This is a genomic window from Peribacillus sp. FSL H8-0477 (assembly GCF_038002765.1).
GTDB lineage: Bacteria > Bacillota > Bacilli > Bacillales > DSM-1321 > Peribacillus.
In genome coordinates this window covers 1,098,084-1,115,451 of record NZ_JBBODE010000001.1, presented here as the reverse complement: position 1 = coordinate 1,115,451, position 17,368 = coordinate 1,098,084, and the positions used below count along the sequence as shown (strand labels likewise).

Genomic DNA, 17,368 nt, shown 5'->3' with positions numbered 1-17,368 from the left:
AGTTGACGAAAGCATAAGGCGTTTTCTGCTTTTGCTTTCGTGGCAGGGAGGGTTTTGTCGGTATGGCTGTGAAACATGGTAGTGAACAATCAATACAAAAAATGATTTTTGAAAATAAACAACAAAAAAATAAGCGGTGGAATGTCGAAAAAGCCATCCCGTTTTTATTATTAATTACCGCAGCGATCTCTGTTTTAACAACCATTGGGATCGTCCTTACATTAATCGTTGAAACAGTTACTTTTTTTGAAAGAGTATCCATAAAAGAATTTTTTACTGCTGATAAATGGTATCCCTTTTCAGCAACCGCAGCATCTTACGGCATTATGCCGCTCCTCGTCGGTACATTGAAAATTGCCTTTATTGCTGCCCTAGTTGCTGTCCCAATCGGACTTGCGTCAGCTATTTATTTGAGTGAATATGCCTCAGAGAAGACAAGAAGAATCATTAAGCCGTTGTTAGAAATCCTTGCCGGCGTGCCGACCATAGTCTATGGTTTCTTCGCTTTAACATTTGTAACACCTCTTCTCCGCGATTTATTCCCGGGGCTTGAGATCTTTAATGCACTCAGTCCTGGAATCGTGGTAGGAATCATGATTATCCCAATGATTGCTTCTTTATCGGAAGATGCAATGTCTTCAGTACCTCGTTCGATTCGAGAAGGTGCTTATGCAATGGGGGCTACGAAGTTTGAGACAGCCATTAAAGTTATCCTTCCGGCTGCTCTATCAGGCATTATCGCGTCAGTGGTTCTAGCTTTATCGAGAGCCATAGGTGAAACGATGATTGTCTCAGTGGCTGGGGGATCAACACCTTCTATGAATATGGATGTTACCTCATCCATTCAGACAATGACTTCTTATATCGTTCAGGTTAGCACGGGAGATGCAGGGTACGGAACGACCATTTACTATAGCATCTACGCAGTCGGTATGACGTTGTTTGTTTTCACTCTTCTCATGAATATCCTTGCTCAGTTTATATCCCGTAAGTTCAGGGAGGAATACTAATGGATAGATTAATAAATAAAGAAAATGTTAGCCGTAGAATGACAGGAAGAATCTTGCTGAATCGTATCTTTAAGGTACTGTTTCTATTAGCAACAACTTTTGGGTTGTTCGTTTTGGGTGTGCTGCTCTACCGAATATTCACTCAAGGCATCGGCAGTTTATCGATGGATTTCTTTACGAACTTTGCTTCAAGAAAACCTGAAGAGGCTGGTATTAAAGCAGCTCTAACGGGGACCATTTGGCTGATGGGGGTTGTCACACCCGTTACGCTGATACTTGGAGTAGGAACCTCGTTATATCTAGAAGAATATGCACCTAAAAATAAAATGACGACGTTTATTCAAATAAATATCTCCAATCTTGCAGGTGTTCCTTCGATTGTATTTGGGTTGTTGGGGTTAACCATTTTTGTCCGAGCGTTCGCGATGGGTCAATCTGTGCTTGCTGCTGGACTAACAATGAGTCTGCTCATTCTTCCTGTGATTATCGTGGCTGGTCAGGAGGCCATTCGAGGGGTACCTAAAGATCTTCGCGCCGCATCATTCGCTATGGGTGCAACAAAGTGGCAGACCATCGTCAGAGTAGTCTTGCCAGCAGCGATTCCCGGTATCATTACTGGAGCGATATTGGCGCTCTCACGGGCAATTGGGGAAACAGCTCCGCTCGTTGTAGTAGGCATCCCGATGTTTATCGCCTTCCTGCCAAAAACGATATTTGACACGTTCACAGTTTTGCCTATGCAAATTTATAACTGGACATCGAGACCACAGGAGGAGTTCCAAGCGGTTGCTGCAGCTGGGATCATTGTGTTGATGGTATTGCTCATCTCGATGAATTCAGTCGCCGTTTTAATACGTAATAAATTCCAAAAACGCTACTAGGATATGAGAAATACAGAGGAGGATTTGTCGATGAATGCTGTACTAAGCAAACATAAACAACAAGACAGTCATGCTAGAAACGAAAGTCTTACTCAAAAAGAAAAAGTGTATGAAACTAAGGAATTAAATTTATGGTATGGAGAAACTCAAGCACTAAAAAATATTAATCTAGACATCTATCAGAATGAAGTGACGGCGATCATTGGGCCATCTGGCTGCGGGAAATCTACGTACATTAAAACATTGAATCGAATGAGTGAGCTGGTTCCAAGCGTTCGAACTACCGGCACGATTGCATACCGGGGCCGTAATATTCTTGATAAATCATATAAGGCAGAAGATTTGCGGACACAGGTCGGAATGGTCTTTCAGAAACCGAATCCATTTCCTAAGTCAATCTATGAAAATGTCGCCTATGGTCCGAAAATCCATGGCATTAAAAATAAGAAGCTTTTAAATGAGATTGTCGAAAAAAGCTTGCGGGGAGCAGCAATTTGGGATGAAGTGAAGGACCGTCTTCATGAAAATGCTTATGGACTTTCCGGCGGCCAGCAGCAGCGGCTTTGTATCGCCCGCTGCCTTGCCATTGAGCCCGATGTGATCTTAATGGATGAACCAACTTCCGCTCTTGATCCAATTTCTACACTGAAGGTAGAGGAACTCGTTCAAGAATTGAAAAAGGATTTCAGTATAATTATTGTCACTCATAATATGCAGCAAGCTGCAAGAATTTCTGATAGGACAGCTTTTTTCCTAAATGGAGAAGTCATTGAGTTTGATGAGACGAATACCATTTTCTCGAAGCCAAATGATCAACGAACCGAGGATTATATAACAGGACGTTTTGGTTAATTCATTTTAGAAAAGAGGTAGTGTGAATGGTCGTTAGGGAGAAGTTTGAATTAGAATTACAGGAATTAAAGGACATGCTGATTGAACTGTCAGCATGTGCAGCTCAATCCATTCGAGGATCATTTGAAGCGCTTGAAAAGCAGGATATGGAGCTGGCTCTTGAAATCATTGAACGAGATGAACGAGCAGACTTGCTTGAAGAAGAAATTAACGAATTTGCCATCCAGTTAATTACTAGACAACAACCCGTTGCTATTGATTTAAGGAGAATTATTGCGGCAATTAAAATCGCTTCTGATATTGAACGAATGGCTGACTTTGGCGTAAATATAGCAAAGGCAGCCATCCGAATTGGTGAAAAACCTTTTATTATGCCGCTGACTTTGTATAAGGAAATGCATGATGTCACACTTGAAATGATGGATCTATCCATTCAGGCATTTAAAGACGATGATGTTGTGCTGGCGAGGAAAATTGTCTTCATGGATGAAAAAGTCGACATTCTTTATGGACAATGTATGAAAGAACTCCTAAAGTTATCTCACGAAAATATACAACAGGTAACCCAGCTATCCTTAATCGCTCGTTTCCTTGAACGAACAGCAGATCATACAACCAATATTGCCGAAAACATTTATTATCTTGTTCGTGGAAGATACCTGGACCTCAATGACTGAAAAAAATAAATGCCACATCACAAAGTGATGTGGCTATTGTTCATGCAGAAACAAGCAAAAAGTCTTAGTGAAAGGGCATATATCAAAACAGGCTGTCGAGGGTTCTCAACAGCCTGATATCACTTCGTTATTTTGTAATGGTTTTTGCGATTTGTTCAATGGACATTTCTTTGGAGAGGATAAAGGTTCCCACCTGAATATGGTCGTGAAGTTTATCTCGTCGTAAGTAATTCGTTAACGTATCAGCGTCACGGATGATGTGTTCGTTGACGAGCGTATCGGCTATTTGTTGGGAAGTCATCCCGGGCTTGATTGTCAAGCTATAGTTAATGGCTTTTGCCGGTTTTTCAGCTTTAGGTTCAGGTTGGTTTACTGGTTTTTTCTTCTCTATTTGTGTCGGGTCTTGAATCGTATATCCTTTTTTCTCTAGAAGTGCCGTTGCTTCTACGACTGTTACATGATGCTCGGTTTCCTTTGGTTCAAGGAAAAACAGATATCCAGTGATGATGGCTGTAGAAAAGGTAATGCCGGCAGCAAATGCCTGTATCGATGCTTTATTCATAAGTAGAACCTCTCAAGGACTCTTCAATGATTTCTGTAATGACCTCTGTTGAGAGAGTCGATTGGGCAGAGATTTGCTTAAGAGAAAGCCCTTGTTGATAGAGTGATAGAACTTGATTCTTGAGTATTTCATTAATAGGCGCCTGTTGTTTTTTTTGTTTTAGTGCAGGCATGGGGGATATCGGGAGATCTTCACTCAAAAATTCTTCTTCAAGAATTTTTATCTTTTTCTTTAATAGATAGATATCCTGCATATGTGTAAGCGTAAGTTGTTCCAAGTCTTCTTCTAGTTTAGTTACCCGATCCTTCTTAAAAAAAGCAGCAATGAAAAGGATAATGGCAAGTGAAAGAAGGCTTAGTAAGAGTGTATTCATTGTTTCACCTCAGCTGTTGTATTCTTGATCTAAATCTATCATACACATTTTTCGAAAAAAGGGGTATATTTCCTTGAAACTACAGCGATTTCTGGAAGGAATTTGTCGAAAGTCTTCATTAATTTAAAGAAAGTAAAGAAAATAAAAATTTTTTTCCCATTCAAGTCGCTTTGCATAGACAACGGAGATAAATCGACAAAATGTGTTTATTGTTCAAAATGTAGATAGATGCTACGATTAATACATCAAAAGGAATAGTTTTCCTTAACTAGTTTATTATTACTGTTTGTGTATTAGTGGAAATAGAAAGTTGTCTGCTGAAGTTGCCATTCGAACGATTTAAAGCGCTTTCAAACAGGAGGGGATTAGCTAATGAGTACATTATCGGCTTATAAAACAGCGGAACGAGAGGGTTACCGGAGAAATTTAAGGGCTGGATTGTGGATGGATGGCAGCTTTGATTGGTATCGTGAGGAGGATAATATTTCCGAAAACCAGGGGGAAATACGTTCTTTCAGTCAATCATATAGTAAAAAAGAAATTTCATTTATCAAATTTACCATTAATAACCGTTCTAATGCTATCATAACTCCGAAGATTGTCTGTCATTACGAAAATGCACAAGAAAGACAAGCTGTCGCTTTTTATAGTCCGCATGAACAAGCCATTCTTCATGTCGGTCAGCAATCCATTGCGCTGCTTGGCGGGGTCGTCAGAGGGAGAGGGATTTCTCAATACTGTATTCAGGGAAAAGGAAGTCTCTATCAGCATGGGTGCTTTAAATCGCTTAAGGAAGGCCTTCTTCTGTACTCACCATTGGCAAGGGGGGAAGTCACAAGTATTTTTTCCTTAGAAACAGAAATTATGCCGCAAGAATGTATTGAAGCCATCGCATGGGTCATTCATTCGGCTACAAAAGAAGAGGCTAAAATTCTTCATACCGATCTGCTTAGCCAAGCAGCCAGCCTAGCAATATAAATATTTCTGCATTGTTATCATTCTTCCTAAAAAACATACTAGCATTTGATTGAGAAAAATGCTATCATATAAAAGTCTTATGTGAAAATGTCAATATGTTTGGAGGGAAATACACATGCGCGTGAATATTACGTTAGCTTGCACTGAATGTGGAGACCGTAACTATATTTCTAAAAAAAATAAACGTAACAATCCCGATCGTCTTGAGCTTAAAAAATATTGCTCTAGAGAAAAACGTAACACGGTCCACCGTGAAACAAAGTAAACAACAGGATTTTTCCTGTTGTTTTTTTTTATGTTTTTTTAAGGAGGATATAGAATGAATTCTAAAAGAAACGTTCGGATAAGTATGAAGGAACTGTTACATTCCATGACCCAGACAGATTATTGGCAGCGGTCTGGATACATCGCTGAAAGCTTGTACCGAGAAAACGAATGGCAGCAGGCTCAAACGATCGGGATTACCGTATCGATTTTCCCTGAGGTGGAGACAAAAGCTATTATCGCCCATGCTTGGAGTCAGGGGAAAAGGGTTGCAGTTCCTAAGTGTGAGGCACAGCTAAGGCAGATGGATTTTAGAATCTTAACAGATTTTTCTCAGCTTGAATGTGTTTATTCTGGATTATTTGAACCTCGTGTTGATCAAACGGTTTATGTATCCCCAGAAGAACTCGATTTACTCATTGTACCAGGATTAGCTTTTGATGTTCGGGGGCACCGTCTAGGATTTGGCGGGGGGTATTATGACAGGTATCTTTCAACGTTTACCGGCAAAACACTTTCATTGGCATTTAAAGAACAGGTTATTACGCATTTCCCCACTGAAAACCATGACCTCCCTATTGGGAAGATTGTTACTGAGGAACAAACCTTCGAATGCCTAAAAATGAAATAGAATATATTATTGGAATACATATCCAGTTTAAAAAAAGTCATCCCTGACAAACTACGTGTGAGGAGGGATGAAATTCATTGAAAACAATGATAAGAATAATCATGATTGGAACAGCGATTTACTATGGCTATCGTTATCGATATAAACTAATGAACCTCGTGTTATCGAATCCCTGGTTACGAAAAATGCTTGTTTCAGGATCATTGAGTCTGCCATTTATGAGAAATCAGATGATGCATTCCGTATTCAGTTCAGCTCAGAAGGACTTTATTAAGTAACTACAAAAGGTCTTGTCAACATGATAAGGCCTTTTTGCTGTTTAGGAAATGAAAGGCAACCTGTTGGACAGTCATTTAAAATTTCGTTCTTCATAAACTATTCAGACGTTTTTGATTTTTACTTTTTGGTGACTTTCGTCTATCATTAAAGAGTACTAGAAAACGGTACCATTGAGAAAAGGGAGAAATAGAAAGTGGGGAAAGCTTTGGGATTAAATGAGGATTATCTTTTTTGGTCGATAGTCAAGAAACTTTCTGCCGGATATGGCTATAGAATTATTACCTTGACAGAAAATCACCAGGAAATTTGGCTGGAAAACACACGTGAAAAAAACCATCCTGTGATTCGATTGATGCGGCATGATCTTGATTGGGCGAGCTGGTTAAATCGAGATATTGAAAGAACAAGCTTAAATGGTGAAAAAATTAGACAAAAACTATATAAAAAACCTCTTGAGGTTCTCAATATATATGTAACTTCGTTTGCACCAGTGGATGACTATGAATTTACCCGGAAGCCAACCATTAATAATAAAACAACCATTCATACCTTTATTTTGGAAACGGCTGCGTTTGATGAAAGAATGGAGGAACTCCAAGAGCTCCTTTCTAAATCGCTATCCATTGAACTTTCGGATACTGGAGAGGTACAGGCAGAAGAAATCGACGAAATTAAACAATCCGCATTGGCTGAATCAGTAAAAATGGCGAAACAAGAGCAACAACTTTTCCAACAGGGAAAGCCGTTCTTCACTTATCTATTAATGGCCATACAGATTGCGGTTTTCATAATCATGGAATTCAGCGGCGGCAGTACAAATACGAAAACATTAATTGATTTTGGTGCTAAGTATACACCGCTCATGCTTCAGGGAGAATGGTGGCGCTTTTTCGCACCGATGGTGATACACATTGGTTTCTTCCACTTAGCGATGAATACTCTTTCGTTGTATTTCATTGGAGCTGAAGTAGAGAGAATCTTTGGAAGGACGCGTTTTTTACTTCTTTATGTCTTTGCTGGGTTTGCAGGAGTATTGGCGAGCTTTATCATGTCCCCGACAGTTTCAGCTGGAGCAAGCGGTGCGGTATTCGGCTGTTTCGGTGCTTTATTGTATTTTGGACTTTCCCATCCAAAGCTGTTCATGAGAACGATGGGAATGAATGTCGTTGTTTTAATTGTTATTAATTTGGGTTATGGCTTTTCTGTCGGCAATGTGGACAATGCCGGACATATTGGCGGCTTAATTGGCGGATTCTTAGCTTCCGGAGTTCTGAATCTGCCAAAAAGCAAACAGCTAGTTAAACAGCTTGTTTTTGCTGTTGTAACAGTCGGCTTAACCTTTTTCCTTCTTTATTATGGGTTTAGTCAACCTAAAGCCTCCGAAAGCAATGATCAAATTATGACGGTAGTGGCTGCTGATTATGAAGAAAAAGGTGAAATTGAAAAGGCAAAACAAATGCTTTCAGCGTATACGGAAGATTTTAGTGAGGCCCCTTATTCTTATTTTTACTTAGCTACAATTGAAGCAAAAGCAGGAAACCTTGAACAGGCAGAAGTTTATAACATAAAAGCGATTGAGCAGAAGCCTGACTTTCCTGATGCGCATTACTATTTAGCTGTCATCTATCTTGAACAAAATAAACTTGATTTGGGGTTAGAGCAGGCTGAGATAGCAGCAGAGCTTAACCCCGAGGATGAGCGCTATCAAGAACTTGTTGAAAGAATTAAAGGGTTATAGCTGCTGCTTTAATAAGAGCGGCGTTCCATCTCCAGCGGTAAGTAAGATGAATAGCTCACGGCGGTTACTATCAAGTAATAAAAGAGGAATGGTACTATTTTGTGGGTCGACCACGGTGCCATCCTCTTTTTTTATACCGAGAATATAGTTCTTGTAAAGACCTTCCCAAAGCCTGCCGACAATTTCCTGCTGCCGATTAGGTGGAAAAGATGCGAAAAATGTTTTATGTTCAGATGGTAAAGCCGTCAGCGGGAGAACAGTGTACCGTTTTTCATCCAGCTTAAAGGCGTTCAAGCCATTGGTTAGTGCATGCTGGATTACTGAATCTAGGTTTCGATCAAGGGCCTTTTTCCACTCGCCTTGGTCACTTGAAATAGGGTGGGCAAAAGATTGAAATGGATCTGTTTTAGAGTGGATAATATAGAGATAAGCATCTGTCATAGTTTGTACACTGGTAAACTTGTTGTTTGGATGTGCTTCAGCAAAATGGAAGCTGACGTTCTGGAAAATTCCACTCTCACTTTGCTTTTGGCGGTTTTCTTGTGACAGATATGCAGTATTTTGCTTCCAGTCTTTTAGTACCTTAATCAGTTTTCCATTTTTATAAAGCAGGGCAATATCCTGACGAAGAAATACAGGCTCTTTGAGCGATGATTCAACACGTAAGGCTAGATTATATCTCTTACCCGATTCACCGGCAGTAAGATGTGTTGAAGCGCTCTGAAAGCTTAGTGATGGGTCAATCGGAAAAAAATTAATGGTTTCCTTGGCAGGTTGATACGTATAAAGTAAAAAAGAAATAATAACCGCCATGAAGATGGCCATATACACCACACGCTTTTTCATCATTCGCCTCCAAACTCACTGAATGCTAAAGGATATGTGATTGTCCACTTATTTATGATAGTTATAGGACTTGAGAGTTCTTACTTATATCGCTTATACTTTACTAGTAAGATTCAGATTTAAAAGAGGTCGATGAGATGAAAACAATCTATGATATACAGCAGTTTTTAAAACGTTTTGGTTTTTTTGTTTATTTAGGAGACAGAGTCGCGGAGTATGAGTTAATGGAAGCTGAGATTCGCGAATTATACCAGATGCAGATGATTGATATAAAGGATTATCAAACAGCAATCCTGTTATTAAGGCATCATATTACCTTAGAGAAGAAACAGAAAAAATGAAAAAAGGTGACGATAATGGAAAAATGGCTGATGGGTGTCGATTTAGGCGGAACAACAACAAAGCTTGCGATAATTAGTAAATACGGAGAGATCTTTCACAAATGGGAGATCCCTACGGATATTTCGGAAAAAGGAAAATATATTACCACGAATATTGCGAAGACCATTGATGAAAAGCTAGAAGAATTAGGAATGGTCAAAAGTCAGCTGCTTGGTATTGGTATGGGTGCTCCTGGTCCTGTTGATGGAAGTAATGGGTCCATTTATGAAGCTATTAATCTAGGGTGGGTAAATTACCCGCTTAAGGATTTATTAGAAGTTGAAACCTCCCTGCCTGCAGTTGTTGAAAACGATGCCAATTTGGCCGCACTGGGTGAAATGTGGAAAGGTGCTGGAAATGGAGCAAAAGATTTAATCGCTGTAACGCTCGGAACGGGTGTGGGAGGTGGTGTAATCGCTAATGGCATGCTTGTCCAAGGTGCAAGCGGTGCAGCAGGAGAGATTGGTCATATTACCGTTGTCCCTGAAGGCGGAGCGCCTTGTAATTGCGGGAAGAATGGTTGTCTTGAAACCGTCGCCTCAGCTACGGGTATTGTCAGACTAGCGAATGAAGCACTTTCAACAGACGATGGTCATTCAATCTTACAACAAAAAATAAATGCAGGAGAACCTTTGTCTTCACGGCTGCTATTTGCTTGTGCAGGGGAGGGAGATTTGCTGTCTAATGAAGTTATCAACAAGGTAAGCTTTTATTTAGGCATGGCGCTTTCTCATACCGCAAATGCATTGAATCCCGAAAAAATTGTCATCGGTGGCGGAGTTTCACGCGCAGGTGAACAATTGGCAGCTCCAGTAAGAGAGGCTTTTGAGCGTTTTGCCTTTAAACGCGTAAGTAAATCAACAAGTATTAGCATTGCTACCCTTGGCAATGACGCCGGTGTAATTGGTGCAGCCTGGCTTGTTAAAAAATTATATGCTTGATCAAGACTCATTCTTAATTGTTGGGGATACAATAGTGGGGTGATGATTTAGACTAACAGACAGGCAAGGGGGAACAACTTGAAACGATTTCTATTTATGTTTAGGCCTTCGCTGTTTGGTCTCTCTGTATGCTTTCTTTGGATAAAAACATACATTGCCTATCAAACAAGCTTTGAAATAAACATCGATAACTGGCTGCAAGCCTTCATTTTGTTTATTAATCCCCTAAGCTTTTTATTACTTGTTTTTGGAATCAGTCTGCTATTAAAGAATAAACAACAAATCGTCTATTTGTTGTCCGTTAATTTTGTTCTTACCGTTATCTTATTAGCTAATATCATTTTTTATCGGTTTTTTTCTGACTTTATAACACTGCCGGTTTTGTTTCAAACCAGCAATATGAATGATTTGGGAGGCAGTGTAAAAGAATTAATCAACTACTCCGATTTTCTGTACTTTGCAGACTTTTTCTTCTTGCTGTTCTTTTTGAAAAGGAAACAAGCCACTCGGAACTATACGGTTAAACAACGTAAGGTTTTTACTATGCTTGTTCTTAGTGTTACCTGTATTCATTTAGGGATGGCGGAACTAGCACGTCCGCAGTTGTTGACACGGAGCTTTGACAGAGAAATGTTAGTGAAGAATATTGGAACGTATCATTATCATTTATATGATGCATATTTGCAATCGAAGACATCTGCACAGCGCGCCCTTGCTGATGGCAGTCGTCTAACCGATATCGAGAACTATATTCAAGCAAATCAAAAGGAGCCAAATCAAAAGCTTTTTGGAGCGGCATCAGGTAAGAATATCATCATGGTCTCTATGGAATCACTTCAGAATTTTGTCATCGGTGAGCGTATGAATGGGGAGGAAATCACTCCATTTCTGAATGAGTTTATTAAGGAGAGCTATTACTTCACCGATTTTTATCAGCAAACTGGTCAGGGGAAAACGTCTGATTCTGAATTTATAGTAGAAAATTCACTTTATCCATTAGGAAGAGGCGCTGTATTCTTTACTCATGCGCAGAATACATTTCAAGCAGCACCTGCTATTTTAAACGAAGCAGGTTATTATACAGCAGCATTGCATGCTAATAATAAGAGCTTTTGGAATCGGGATTTAATGTATCAGTCACTAGGGTATCAAGATTTTTTTGACAATACTGCTTATCGAATCAATGCTGCTAACTCAGTGAACTGGGGATTAAAAGATAAGCCCTTTTTTAAGCAATCGATCGGTCATTTACTAGCAATGCCGGAACCGTTTTATGCAAAGTTCATTACACTGACGAATCATTTTCCTTTTACGTTAGATCAAGAAGATCGAAGTATTCCAGAATATACATCAGCGTCGAGGACATTAAATCGCTATTTTCCTACGGTGCGCTATATGGATGAAGCGATTGAGCAATTTATCATGGATTTAAAGGAAACGAATTTGTACGAACATTCAGTTATCGTTCTTTATGGGGATCATTATGGAATATCTGACAATCATAATGAATCCCTTGAGCAGTTTCTTCAGAGGGAGATTACACCTTTTGAGACAGTTCAGCTTCAGCGGGTACCCTTGATTATTCATCTGCCAGGTCAAAAAGGACAAACGATTCATAAAGTATCTGGACAAATCGACTTGGAGCCGACGATTCTTCATTTACTTGGGGTGGAGACGAAGAACAAGCTGCAGTTTGGAAACGATTTATTTGCAGAAGACAAATTGGATTTTGCTATCCTTAGAAATGGATCCTTTATTACTTCAGAATACGTCTATACCACTGATACCTGTTATCAAAAAGAAACGAGAGAGTTGATTGATATTTCCTATTGTAAGCCATTTATGGATAAAGCAAATCAGGAGCTCTCACTATCGGATCAGTTAGTTCAGGGAGATTTATTACGTTTTTATCTAGAAAGGGACTAGAAGTTCAGAAGAACTATTTCTGGACTTTTTTTCTTATGAGGAATTTTATATTTTTAGGGCATTCTGAACTTTTTTGTTTTATAATTAAAGCGTAAGAATGGTCGCAAGATGGATACTTGTACAGCATTGACTATTCCTGCTAGGGAAGGTTATTTGTTATTGCTGGTTGAAGCGGCTTGCGCTTTTCAATAGGGGGTGTGAGAGATTAACGTTAAAGAAACATCACACTGCCAGTTGAAGCAGCTCGTGATGTCTATATGGACTGTTCGCTTAATTCTGTCTATGGCATTACTCTCCAGCTTACTTCTTTTAACGTCCTGCGAGTCAGAAATCACGCGCAAGGAGCCTGTAGAAGAAAATCCCCGGCAAGAAGCTGTACCATTAACTGACCCTGATAATTTGAAGATTCCCGTTATCGAAAGTGAGAAAGTTGATAAAGTATATGGTTGGCTGGATAACGAAACCATTTTGTATAGTGTTCAGCAATCAGATCGTAAAGAAGCAGTCTTAAAGAAGTGGAAAATGACTGAGAAGGCAGGAGAAGAATTTTATTACCCTGCAGAGCAGATTACTGATGTTTCAATCAGTCCCGATCAATCTTTTGTTCTTGTACACACTGCTTCGACTGCAGATACTGCCAGTCTTGTCATACTTACACATACCGGAGATGTTCAATATTCCTTTTCAATCCCGTCTGTGGAATTGACCTATGAATGGAATATCTATGAGCCAGGCACACTTTTTTTGTCTGGATTTAATAGAGATTGGTCATATACAAGTTATATTGTTAATGGTGCAAAGAAAAGCTTAGAAACGGTAAAAGCACCACAGCCTTTTTTACAATGGGGCAGTAAGGATGAGATTTGGTATTTAGATTGGAATGAAGAGCAGCCTAATCTAACTGCACCACTGTTTAAACAAAATCTCGCAAATGCAGAGAAAAAAGGCATCATGCTTGATATTATTTTCTTTAAGAAAATGAAACATTCGTATTTTGTCATTCGAGATGAAAGCGAAACATTCAGCAAGGCTACTTATACGTTTTATAATGAAAAAAATCAATCACTTGCGGCATTTAAAATACCGCATTTAAAAAACTTCTCGGATTGGTTGATTCCGTATTATGATTATAATGAAACAAAACAAACTCTTTTAACCTTTGCACCCGAAAAACCTGGCAATGTTGATCAATACACCGGAAGCTTTAGTTTACTATCTTTCAATTGGAAGACGGGCAAACTAGAAAAAGAGATGACTCAGCTCGAAAATGAGCCCTTAAGCTGTTCACCGAATCAAGATTGGTGTTTATATGGGTATCAATTCGAGAACATAATCGATAGGAATGGTAAAAAAATCTATCCGCTTTTTAAACAATAAAATAGGGTAAACAAAAGAGCATGGATTGCCATGCTCTTTTGTTTACCCTATTTGTGTACTTAGTGTGCAACTGGGAATCCGCTGTTAATTAACGTCATCACTGTAAACCATCCAAAGACAAGCGCACTGCCTCCGCCAAAAATGATTCCAAGAATATTTCTTTCTTTAAGTGATGAAATTGTACCGATTATGCCTAGAATCGCAACTAAGCCTAAAACAACCATTAAAACCATCGTTATGCCCCCTTTGTTCAATCTGAATACTACTCGTTTGACCACTGAACTTTAGAATGCCCAGAGGTGTATAAAATCTACCCATAAATATGTAGAAAGATTGCGTTCGCTCTTATTTTAATGGTTTTTATTCCATTTGTCGAGATTATTAGTAATCACTTTGTGTAACAATATCCATTTTTAAAGGATAGTGGAAAAATAGTACGAGATGCCGTTGAAGTAGATGTTAAGTGAAAATTTTCGAATAGTACAACTTACATTGAAGAAAAGGCTCTCTTATAAGACTAAAATTCAGATAAGAACATTTCGTTCCTAGAGGAACCTTATTCTTGAAGGCACATCTTAATTTATGAACGGAAGTAGTGTAAGATGATACTAGATAAATGAAATTAATGGAGATGAATAGAATGAAATGGAACCAAATACCGCTCGGCCCTTTACAAACAAATTGCTACCTGCTTTCAAATGAACAAGAGTGTATTATTTTTGATCCTGGTGAAGAAGGTTCAAAACTGATTCAGCTGATTCAGCAAAAAAAGCTAAAGCCGATTGCCATTCTCCTTACACATGCTCATTTTGATCATATTGGGGCACTGGATGAGATTCGTGATTTTTATAACATTCCAGCTTATCTTCATCAAAAGGAAGAAAAATGGCTGGTCGATCCTTCGTTAAACGGCTCAAAGTCCTTTTTAGCTGGACAGCCTATGCAAATGAGGCCAGCAGATTTCCTGTTAACCGATGAAACTGAACTACAACTTGGCAGTTTTGTGTTTAAGCTGTTTAAAACACCAGGTCATTCGCCAGGAAGTGTTTCTTACTATTTAGAGAGTGAACGCATGCTGTTCTCTGGTGATGTTTTATTTAAAAATAGTGTTGGCCGTACGGATTTACCTGGTGGAAACGAAGCTCAATTAATGAAGAGTATTCATCAACATTTAATCAACCTTCCTGCTGACACAATTGTCTTTTCAGGACATGGACCTGTTACGACCATTGAAGATGAAATCGCAAGTAATCCGTTTTTGAGATGATAGCAATGACAAGGTGAAAGGAAAGGGAGAATGGATCACTATCTTCGTAAATTAATATCAAGTAAGCGAGATAAAAAAATTTCGTATAGTGAATATATGGAGACAGCGCTCTACACACCTGACATCGGTTATTATATGAAGCCGGGAACGAAGATAGGAAGAACTGGGGATTTCTATACAAGCTCAAATGTGAATAATGTGTTCGGATCGTGTCTAGGGAAATGGGCAGCTAAAGTTATCAGACAAGCAAAGCTCACCCCAAGAATCCTTGAAATAGGGGGAGGAACAGGGAAGTTTGCTTTTGATCTTCTTTCCAGCCTTAAAAGGACGGACCCTGAATTATTTAAGCAGCTTACTTATACGATTGTTGACAGTAGTCCCTTTCATCAGTCCGAGCAAAAAGAGAAATTAGCTGAATTTCCAAACGTTGTTTTTCTGAAAGAATTACCTCAAGAGTTTTTTGGGATTATTGTATCGAATGAGCTTTTCGACGCATTACCTGTTCACGTTATTGAGAAAAAGCAGGGGATTCTTTATGAGGTTTTTATTAAGGAACACGATGGGAGTTTCTGTGAAACAATCGAACGTTTATCAGACAGTAGAATTCAAGAGTATATCCTATCACAAAGCATTGAATTAGCGGAGAATCAGCGATATGAAATACCGATAAAGATGCTTGATATGATTTCAATGATTTCTAACACCCTGGCTAAGGGTGTGGTGGTCACATTTGATTATGGCTATACGCAGACTGAATGGATGGAATCTATTCACAGGAAGGGGAGCTTAAGAGGATATTATCGTCATCAACAGATTGAAGATATCCTTCAACATCCTGGTCAAATGGATCTCACTGCTCATATCCATTTTGATGCCTTGCAGCACTACGGTGAACGTGCCGGCCTACGGTTTGAGCGCCTTCAGTCACAAGCAGACTTTCTAATTGGGGCGGGTCTTTTCTCAGAACTTGAAGATCATCAAAACCTAAATCCCTTTTCAGATACCGCCAAAAGGAATCGAGCTATACGCAGTCTTGTAATGCCTGGAGGAATTAGTTCCTATTTCCGAGTGATGCTTCAAAGTAAGGGAATACAGGGGAAATTAAGCGAATAAAGAGTCAAACACTCAAAAAAAGGCTGTCCTACACGTGTAGGACAGCCTTTTTTGAATAATAGAAAACCCATGAAACCAAGGTTTCATGAGCTATGTAGGCTTTTTAGTGAGCCGCACCTGGTGTCATCATAAATACGGTATAATAACTAAATCCTACAAAGAATACAGTCAAATACGCCCCAAATACGTAGATATACATGCGTTCAGAAAGCTTTAAATAACTTAAAAGTACAAAAAATCCAGTTTGTCCGAAGAAAAGTAAGGACATTTCATGCATATGGCCTAAATAGAAAAATACCGCCATAATTCCAGTCCAAAAACCACAAACCCTGAACATACGATCCATTGTGTAAACCTCCCCTTTTTTCCCCAATGATGGTAATCACTAAATAATTATAAATGACTTGATGATATGATGTAAAGCTTAGTTTGTATCTAGTCCGTAACAGAAACACGATAAGAGCATAAATCACAGCCATTAATCATGTTCTCACCCTCCACTAATTGAACATTTGTAAACACGGAATTAAACATGCCGAGCAGATAGGCATTATGCATAGAACATATGGTACTGCTGTTGTGCTTGGCTAATTCTTTAAATGGACAATTATGGATTTGGAAGTAAATCGTGGTCTGGTCTTCGCTAATTTGAAACTCTGGACTAAAACCTGCGAGTGTTGCTGCATTTTTTACTATAGCCAGCTTATCATTGAAAGTGAGATACGGTTGTGCTGACATGGTTTGCTGTTTAACCAGTTCAGAACCGAAAGAACGACCTGTTTCAAAAAGAGCTTTTTCTCCAGCTTCCCCAAGAGACATCATGCTTTCAATGGCGATCTTTGCTAAAAGCTGATAATCACGGTACGGGAAATGAAGCTGAATGACTTCATCGGCTAATTTATAGGTTCTGCCTGGCCGGCCGCCTTTGCCGGTCTTTTTCGTTTCTGAAGTAATTAAACTCACATCTTGGAGTTTAGTTAAATGCATCCGGGCAACATTTGGATGAATCTCAAAAGCGTCCGCTATTTCTTGCACAATGACCTCTTTGTGCTGTTTCACAATGTATTGATAAATGTGATAACGAGTTGGATCAGCTAATACATTTGTGATTTTTAACGTTTGTTCCATTCCCTCACCTCATACTGCTCTTTCAACCATTATAATACAGTCCTGGTTACATTGGAATGAAGTTACATAAGAAGAATGGATCCTATACCTACTTTAATGAAAAATATTTTTGAATATTTCGTGCAAATGACTGTACAAAGTTTA

The 17,368-nt window shown here is 39.1% G+C and carries 21 protein-coding genes; 15 read left to right on the top strand and 6 right to left on the bottom strand.

Going from position 1 to position 17,368, the window contains the following annotated elements; translation table 11 throughout:
- The first annotated feature begins 62 nt into the window (after positions 1 to 62).
- Genes pstC through phoU form a run of 4 tightly spaced genes read left to right on the top strand, consistent with a single transcriptional unit; the run spans position 63 to position 3,420 of the window.
- A complete protein-coding gene (gene pstC, locus MHI18_RS05780; RefSeq protein WP_340846440.1) occupies positions 63 to 1,010 on the top strand; it encodes a phosphate ABC transporter permease subunit PstC in 948 nt (315 codons plus the stop codon).
- On the top strand, positions 1,010 to 1,891 hold the full coding sequence (gene pstA, locus MHI18_RS05775; protein WP_340846439.1) for a phosphate ABC transporter permease PstA: 882 nt from the start codon (positions 1,010 to 1,012) through the stop codon (positions 1,889 to 1,891). The genes pstC and pstA overlap by 1 nt, the downstream gene beginning before the upstream one ends.
- A gap of 30 nt (positions 1,892 to 1,921) precedes the next feature.
- The gene (gene pstB / locus MHI18_RS05770; protein ID WP_340846438.1) at positions 1,922 to 2,743 is read left to right on the top strand and encodes a phosphate ABC transporter ATP-binding protein PstB; all 822 of its coding nucleotides are present in this window, start codon (positions 1,922 to 1,924) and stop codon (positions 2,741 to 2,743) included.
- A gap of 26 nt (positions 2,744 to 2,769) precedes the next feature.
- Positions 2,770 to 3,420, top strand: coding sequence for a phosphate signaling complex protein PhoU (phoU, locus tag MHI18_RS05765; protein ID WP_340846437.1), 651 nt, complete (start codon positions 2,770 to 2,772; stop codon positions 3,418 to 3,420).
- A gap of 127 nt (positions 3,421 to 3,547) precedes the next feature.
- Here the strand turns inward: phoU and MHI18_RS05760 are convergent, their stop codons facing one another.
- Positions 3,548 to 3,982 (bottom strand): endolytic transglycosylase MltG, encoded by a 435-nt coding sequence (locus tag MHI18_RS05760; RefSeq protein ID WP_340846436.1) that lies wholly within the window; start codon positions 3,980 to 3,982, stop codon positions 3,548 to 3,550.
- Positions 3,975 to 4,355, bottom strand: a complete 381-nt coding sequence (locus MHI18_RS05755) for a hypothetical protein (RefSeq protein ID WP_340846434.1) — start codon at positions 4,353 to 4,355, stop codon at positions 3,975 to 3,977. Before MHI18_RS05755 ends, MHI18_RS05760 begins: the two co-directional genes overlap by 8 nt.
- A gap of 372 nt (positions 4,356 to 4,727) precedes the next feature.
- Here MHI18_RS05755 and MHI18_RS05750 point away from each other — a divergent pair, with 372 nt between their 5' ends.
- The 5 genes from MHI18_RS05750 to MHI18_RS05730 all read left to right on the top strand — a co-directional run bounded on the left by MHI18_RS05750 (position 4,728) and on the right by MHI18_RS05730 (position 8,245).
- The gene (locus tag MHI18_RS05750; protein ID WP_340846433.1) at positions 4,728 to 5,333 is read left to right on the top strand and encodes a hypothetical protein; all 606 of its coding nucleotides are present in this window, start codon (positions 4,728 to 4,730) and stop codon (positions 5,331 to 5,333) included.
- 115 nt (positions 5,334 to 5,448) lie between these two features.
- A complete protein-coding gene (rpmG, locus tag MHI18_RS05745) occupies positions 5,449 to 5,598 on the top strand; it encodes a 50S ribosomal protein L33 (RefSeq protein ID WP_040374250.1) in 150 nt (49 codons plus the stop codon).
- A gap of 54 nt (positions 5,599 to 5,652) precedes the next feature.
- Entirely contained in the window at positions 5,653 to 6,228 is a 576-nt protein-coding gene (locus tag MHI18_RS05740; RefSeq protein ID WP_340846432.1) for a 5-formyltetrahydrofolate cyclo-ligase, read from the top strand.
- A 77-nt stretch (positions 6,229 to 6,305) separates the two neighbouring features.
- The gene (locus MHI18_RS05735; protein WP_340846431.1) at positions 6,306 to 6,506 is read left to right on the top strand and encodes a hypothetical protein; all 201 of its coding nucleotides are present in this window, start codon (positions 6,306 to 6,308) and stop codon (positions 6,504 to 6,506) included.
- Positions 6,507 to 6,700: 194 nt separating this feature from the next.
- Positions 6,701 to 8,245, top strand: coding sequence for a rhomboid family intramembrane serine protease (locus tag MHI18_RS05730; RefSeq protein WP_340846430.1), 1,545 nt, complete (start codon positions 6,701 to 6,703; stop codon positions 8,243 to 8,245).
- Here MHI18_RS05730 and MHI18_RS05725 read toward each other — a convergent pair.
- Positions 8,240 to 9,091, bottom strand: a complete 852-nt coding sequence (locus MHI18_RS05725) for a hypothetical protein (protein WP_340846429.1) — start codon at positions 9,089 to 9,091, stop codon at positions 8,240 to 8,242. The two genes, MHI18_RS05730 and MHI18_RS05725, sit on opposite strands and share 6 nt — an antisense overlap.
- A gap of 137 nt (positions 9,092 to 9,228) precedes the next feature.
- Here MHI18_RS05725 and MHI18_RS05720 point away from each other — a divergent pair, with 137 nt between their 5' ends.
- The 4 genes from MHI18_RS05720 to MHI18_RS05705 all read left to right on the top strand — a co-directional run bounded on the left by MHI18_RS05720 (position 9,229) and on the right by MHI18_RS05705 (position 13,716).
- Positions 9,229 to 9,432 carry a YqgQ family protein gene (locus MHI18_RS05720; protein WP_040374247.1) on the top strand — a complete coding sequence of 68 codons (204 nt, stop codon included), beginning with the start codon at positions 9,229 to 9,231 and terminating at the stop codon, positions 9,430 to 9,432.
- A gap of 12 nt (positions 9,433 to 9,444) precedes the next feature.
- A complete protein-coding gene (locus MHI18_RS05715) occupies positions 9,445 to 10,413 on the top strand; it encodes an ROK family glucokinase (protein ID WP_340847589.1) in 969 nt (322 codons plus the stop codon).
- Between the two features lie 96 nt (positions 10,414 to 10,509).
- Positions 10,510 to 12,339: an LTA synthase family protein gene (locus MHI18_RS05710; RefSeq protein ID WP_340847588.1), complete on the top strand. Its 1,830-nt coding sequence runs from the start codon at positions 10,510 to 10,512 to the stop codon at positions 12,337 to 12,339.
- 249 nt (positions 12,340 to 12,588) lie between these two features.
- Positions 12,589 to 13,716, top strand: coding sequence for a YqgU-like beta propeller domain-containing protein (locus MHI18_RS05705; RefSeq protein ID WP_340846428.1), 1,128 nt, complete (start codon positions 12,589 to 12,591; stop codon positions 13,714 to 13,716).
- Between the two features lie 59 nt (positions 13,717 to 13,775).
- Here MHI18_RS05705 and MHI18_RS05700 read toward each other — a convergent pair whose 3' ends face one another.
- Positions 13,776 to 13,949 (bottom strand): DUF2759 domain-containing protein, encoded by a 174-nt coding sequence (locus MHI18_RS05700; protein WP_040374245.1) that lies wholly within the window; start codon positions 13,947 to 13,949, stop codon positions 13,776 to 13,778.
- A 407-nt stretch (positions 13,950 to 14,356) separates the two neighbouring features.
- Here MHI18_RS05700 and MHI18_RS05695 point away from each other — a divergent pair, with 407 nt between their 5' ends.
- Both MHI18_RS05695 and MHI18_RS05690 read left to right on the top strand, forming a co-directional pair.
- Positions 14,357 to 14,983, top strand: a complete 627-nt coding sequence (locus MHI18_RS05695; RefSeq protein WP_340846427.1) for an MBL fold metallo-hydrolase — start codon at positions 14,357 to 14,359, stop codon at positions 14,981 to 14,983.
- Positions 14,984 to 15,013: 30 nt separating this feature from the next.
- Complete coding sequence (locus MHI18_RS05690) at positions 15,014 to 16,096, top strand: class I SAM-dependent methyltransferase (protein ID WP_340846426.1); 1,083 nt, start codon at positions 15,014 to 15,016, stop codon at positions 16,094 to 16,096.
- 103 nt (positions 16,097 to 16,199) lie between these two features.
- Here MHI18_RS05690 and MHI18_RS05685 read toward each other — a convergent pair whose 3' ends face one another.
- Together MHI18_RS05685 and MHI18_RS05680 are read right to left on the bottom strand one after the other, a co-directional pair.
- Positions 16,200 to 16,442 (bottom strand): DUF2626 domain-containing protein, encoded by a 243-nt coding sequence (locus tag MHI18_RS05685; protein WP_040374242.1) that lies wholly within the window; start codon positions 16,440 to 16,442, stop codon positions 16,200 to 16,202.
- 89 nt (positions 16,443 to 16,531) lie between these two features.
- The gene (locus MHI18_RS05680; protein WP_340846425.1) at positions 16,532 to 17,224 is read right to left on the bottom strand and encodes a helix-turn-helix transcriptional regulator; all 693 of its coding nucleotides are present in this window, start codon (positions 17,222 to 17,224) and stop codon (positions 16,532 to 16,534) included.
- Positions 17,225 to 17,368: the final 144 nt, after the last annotated feature.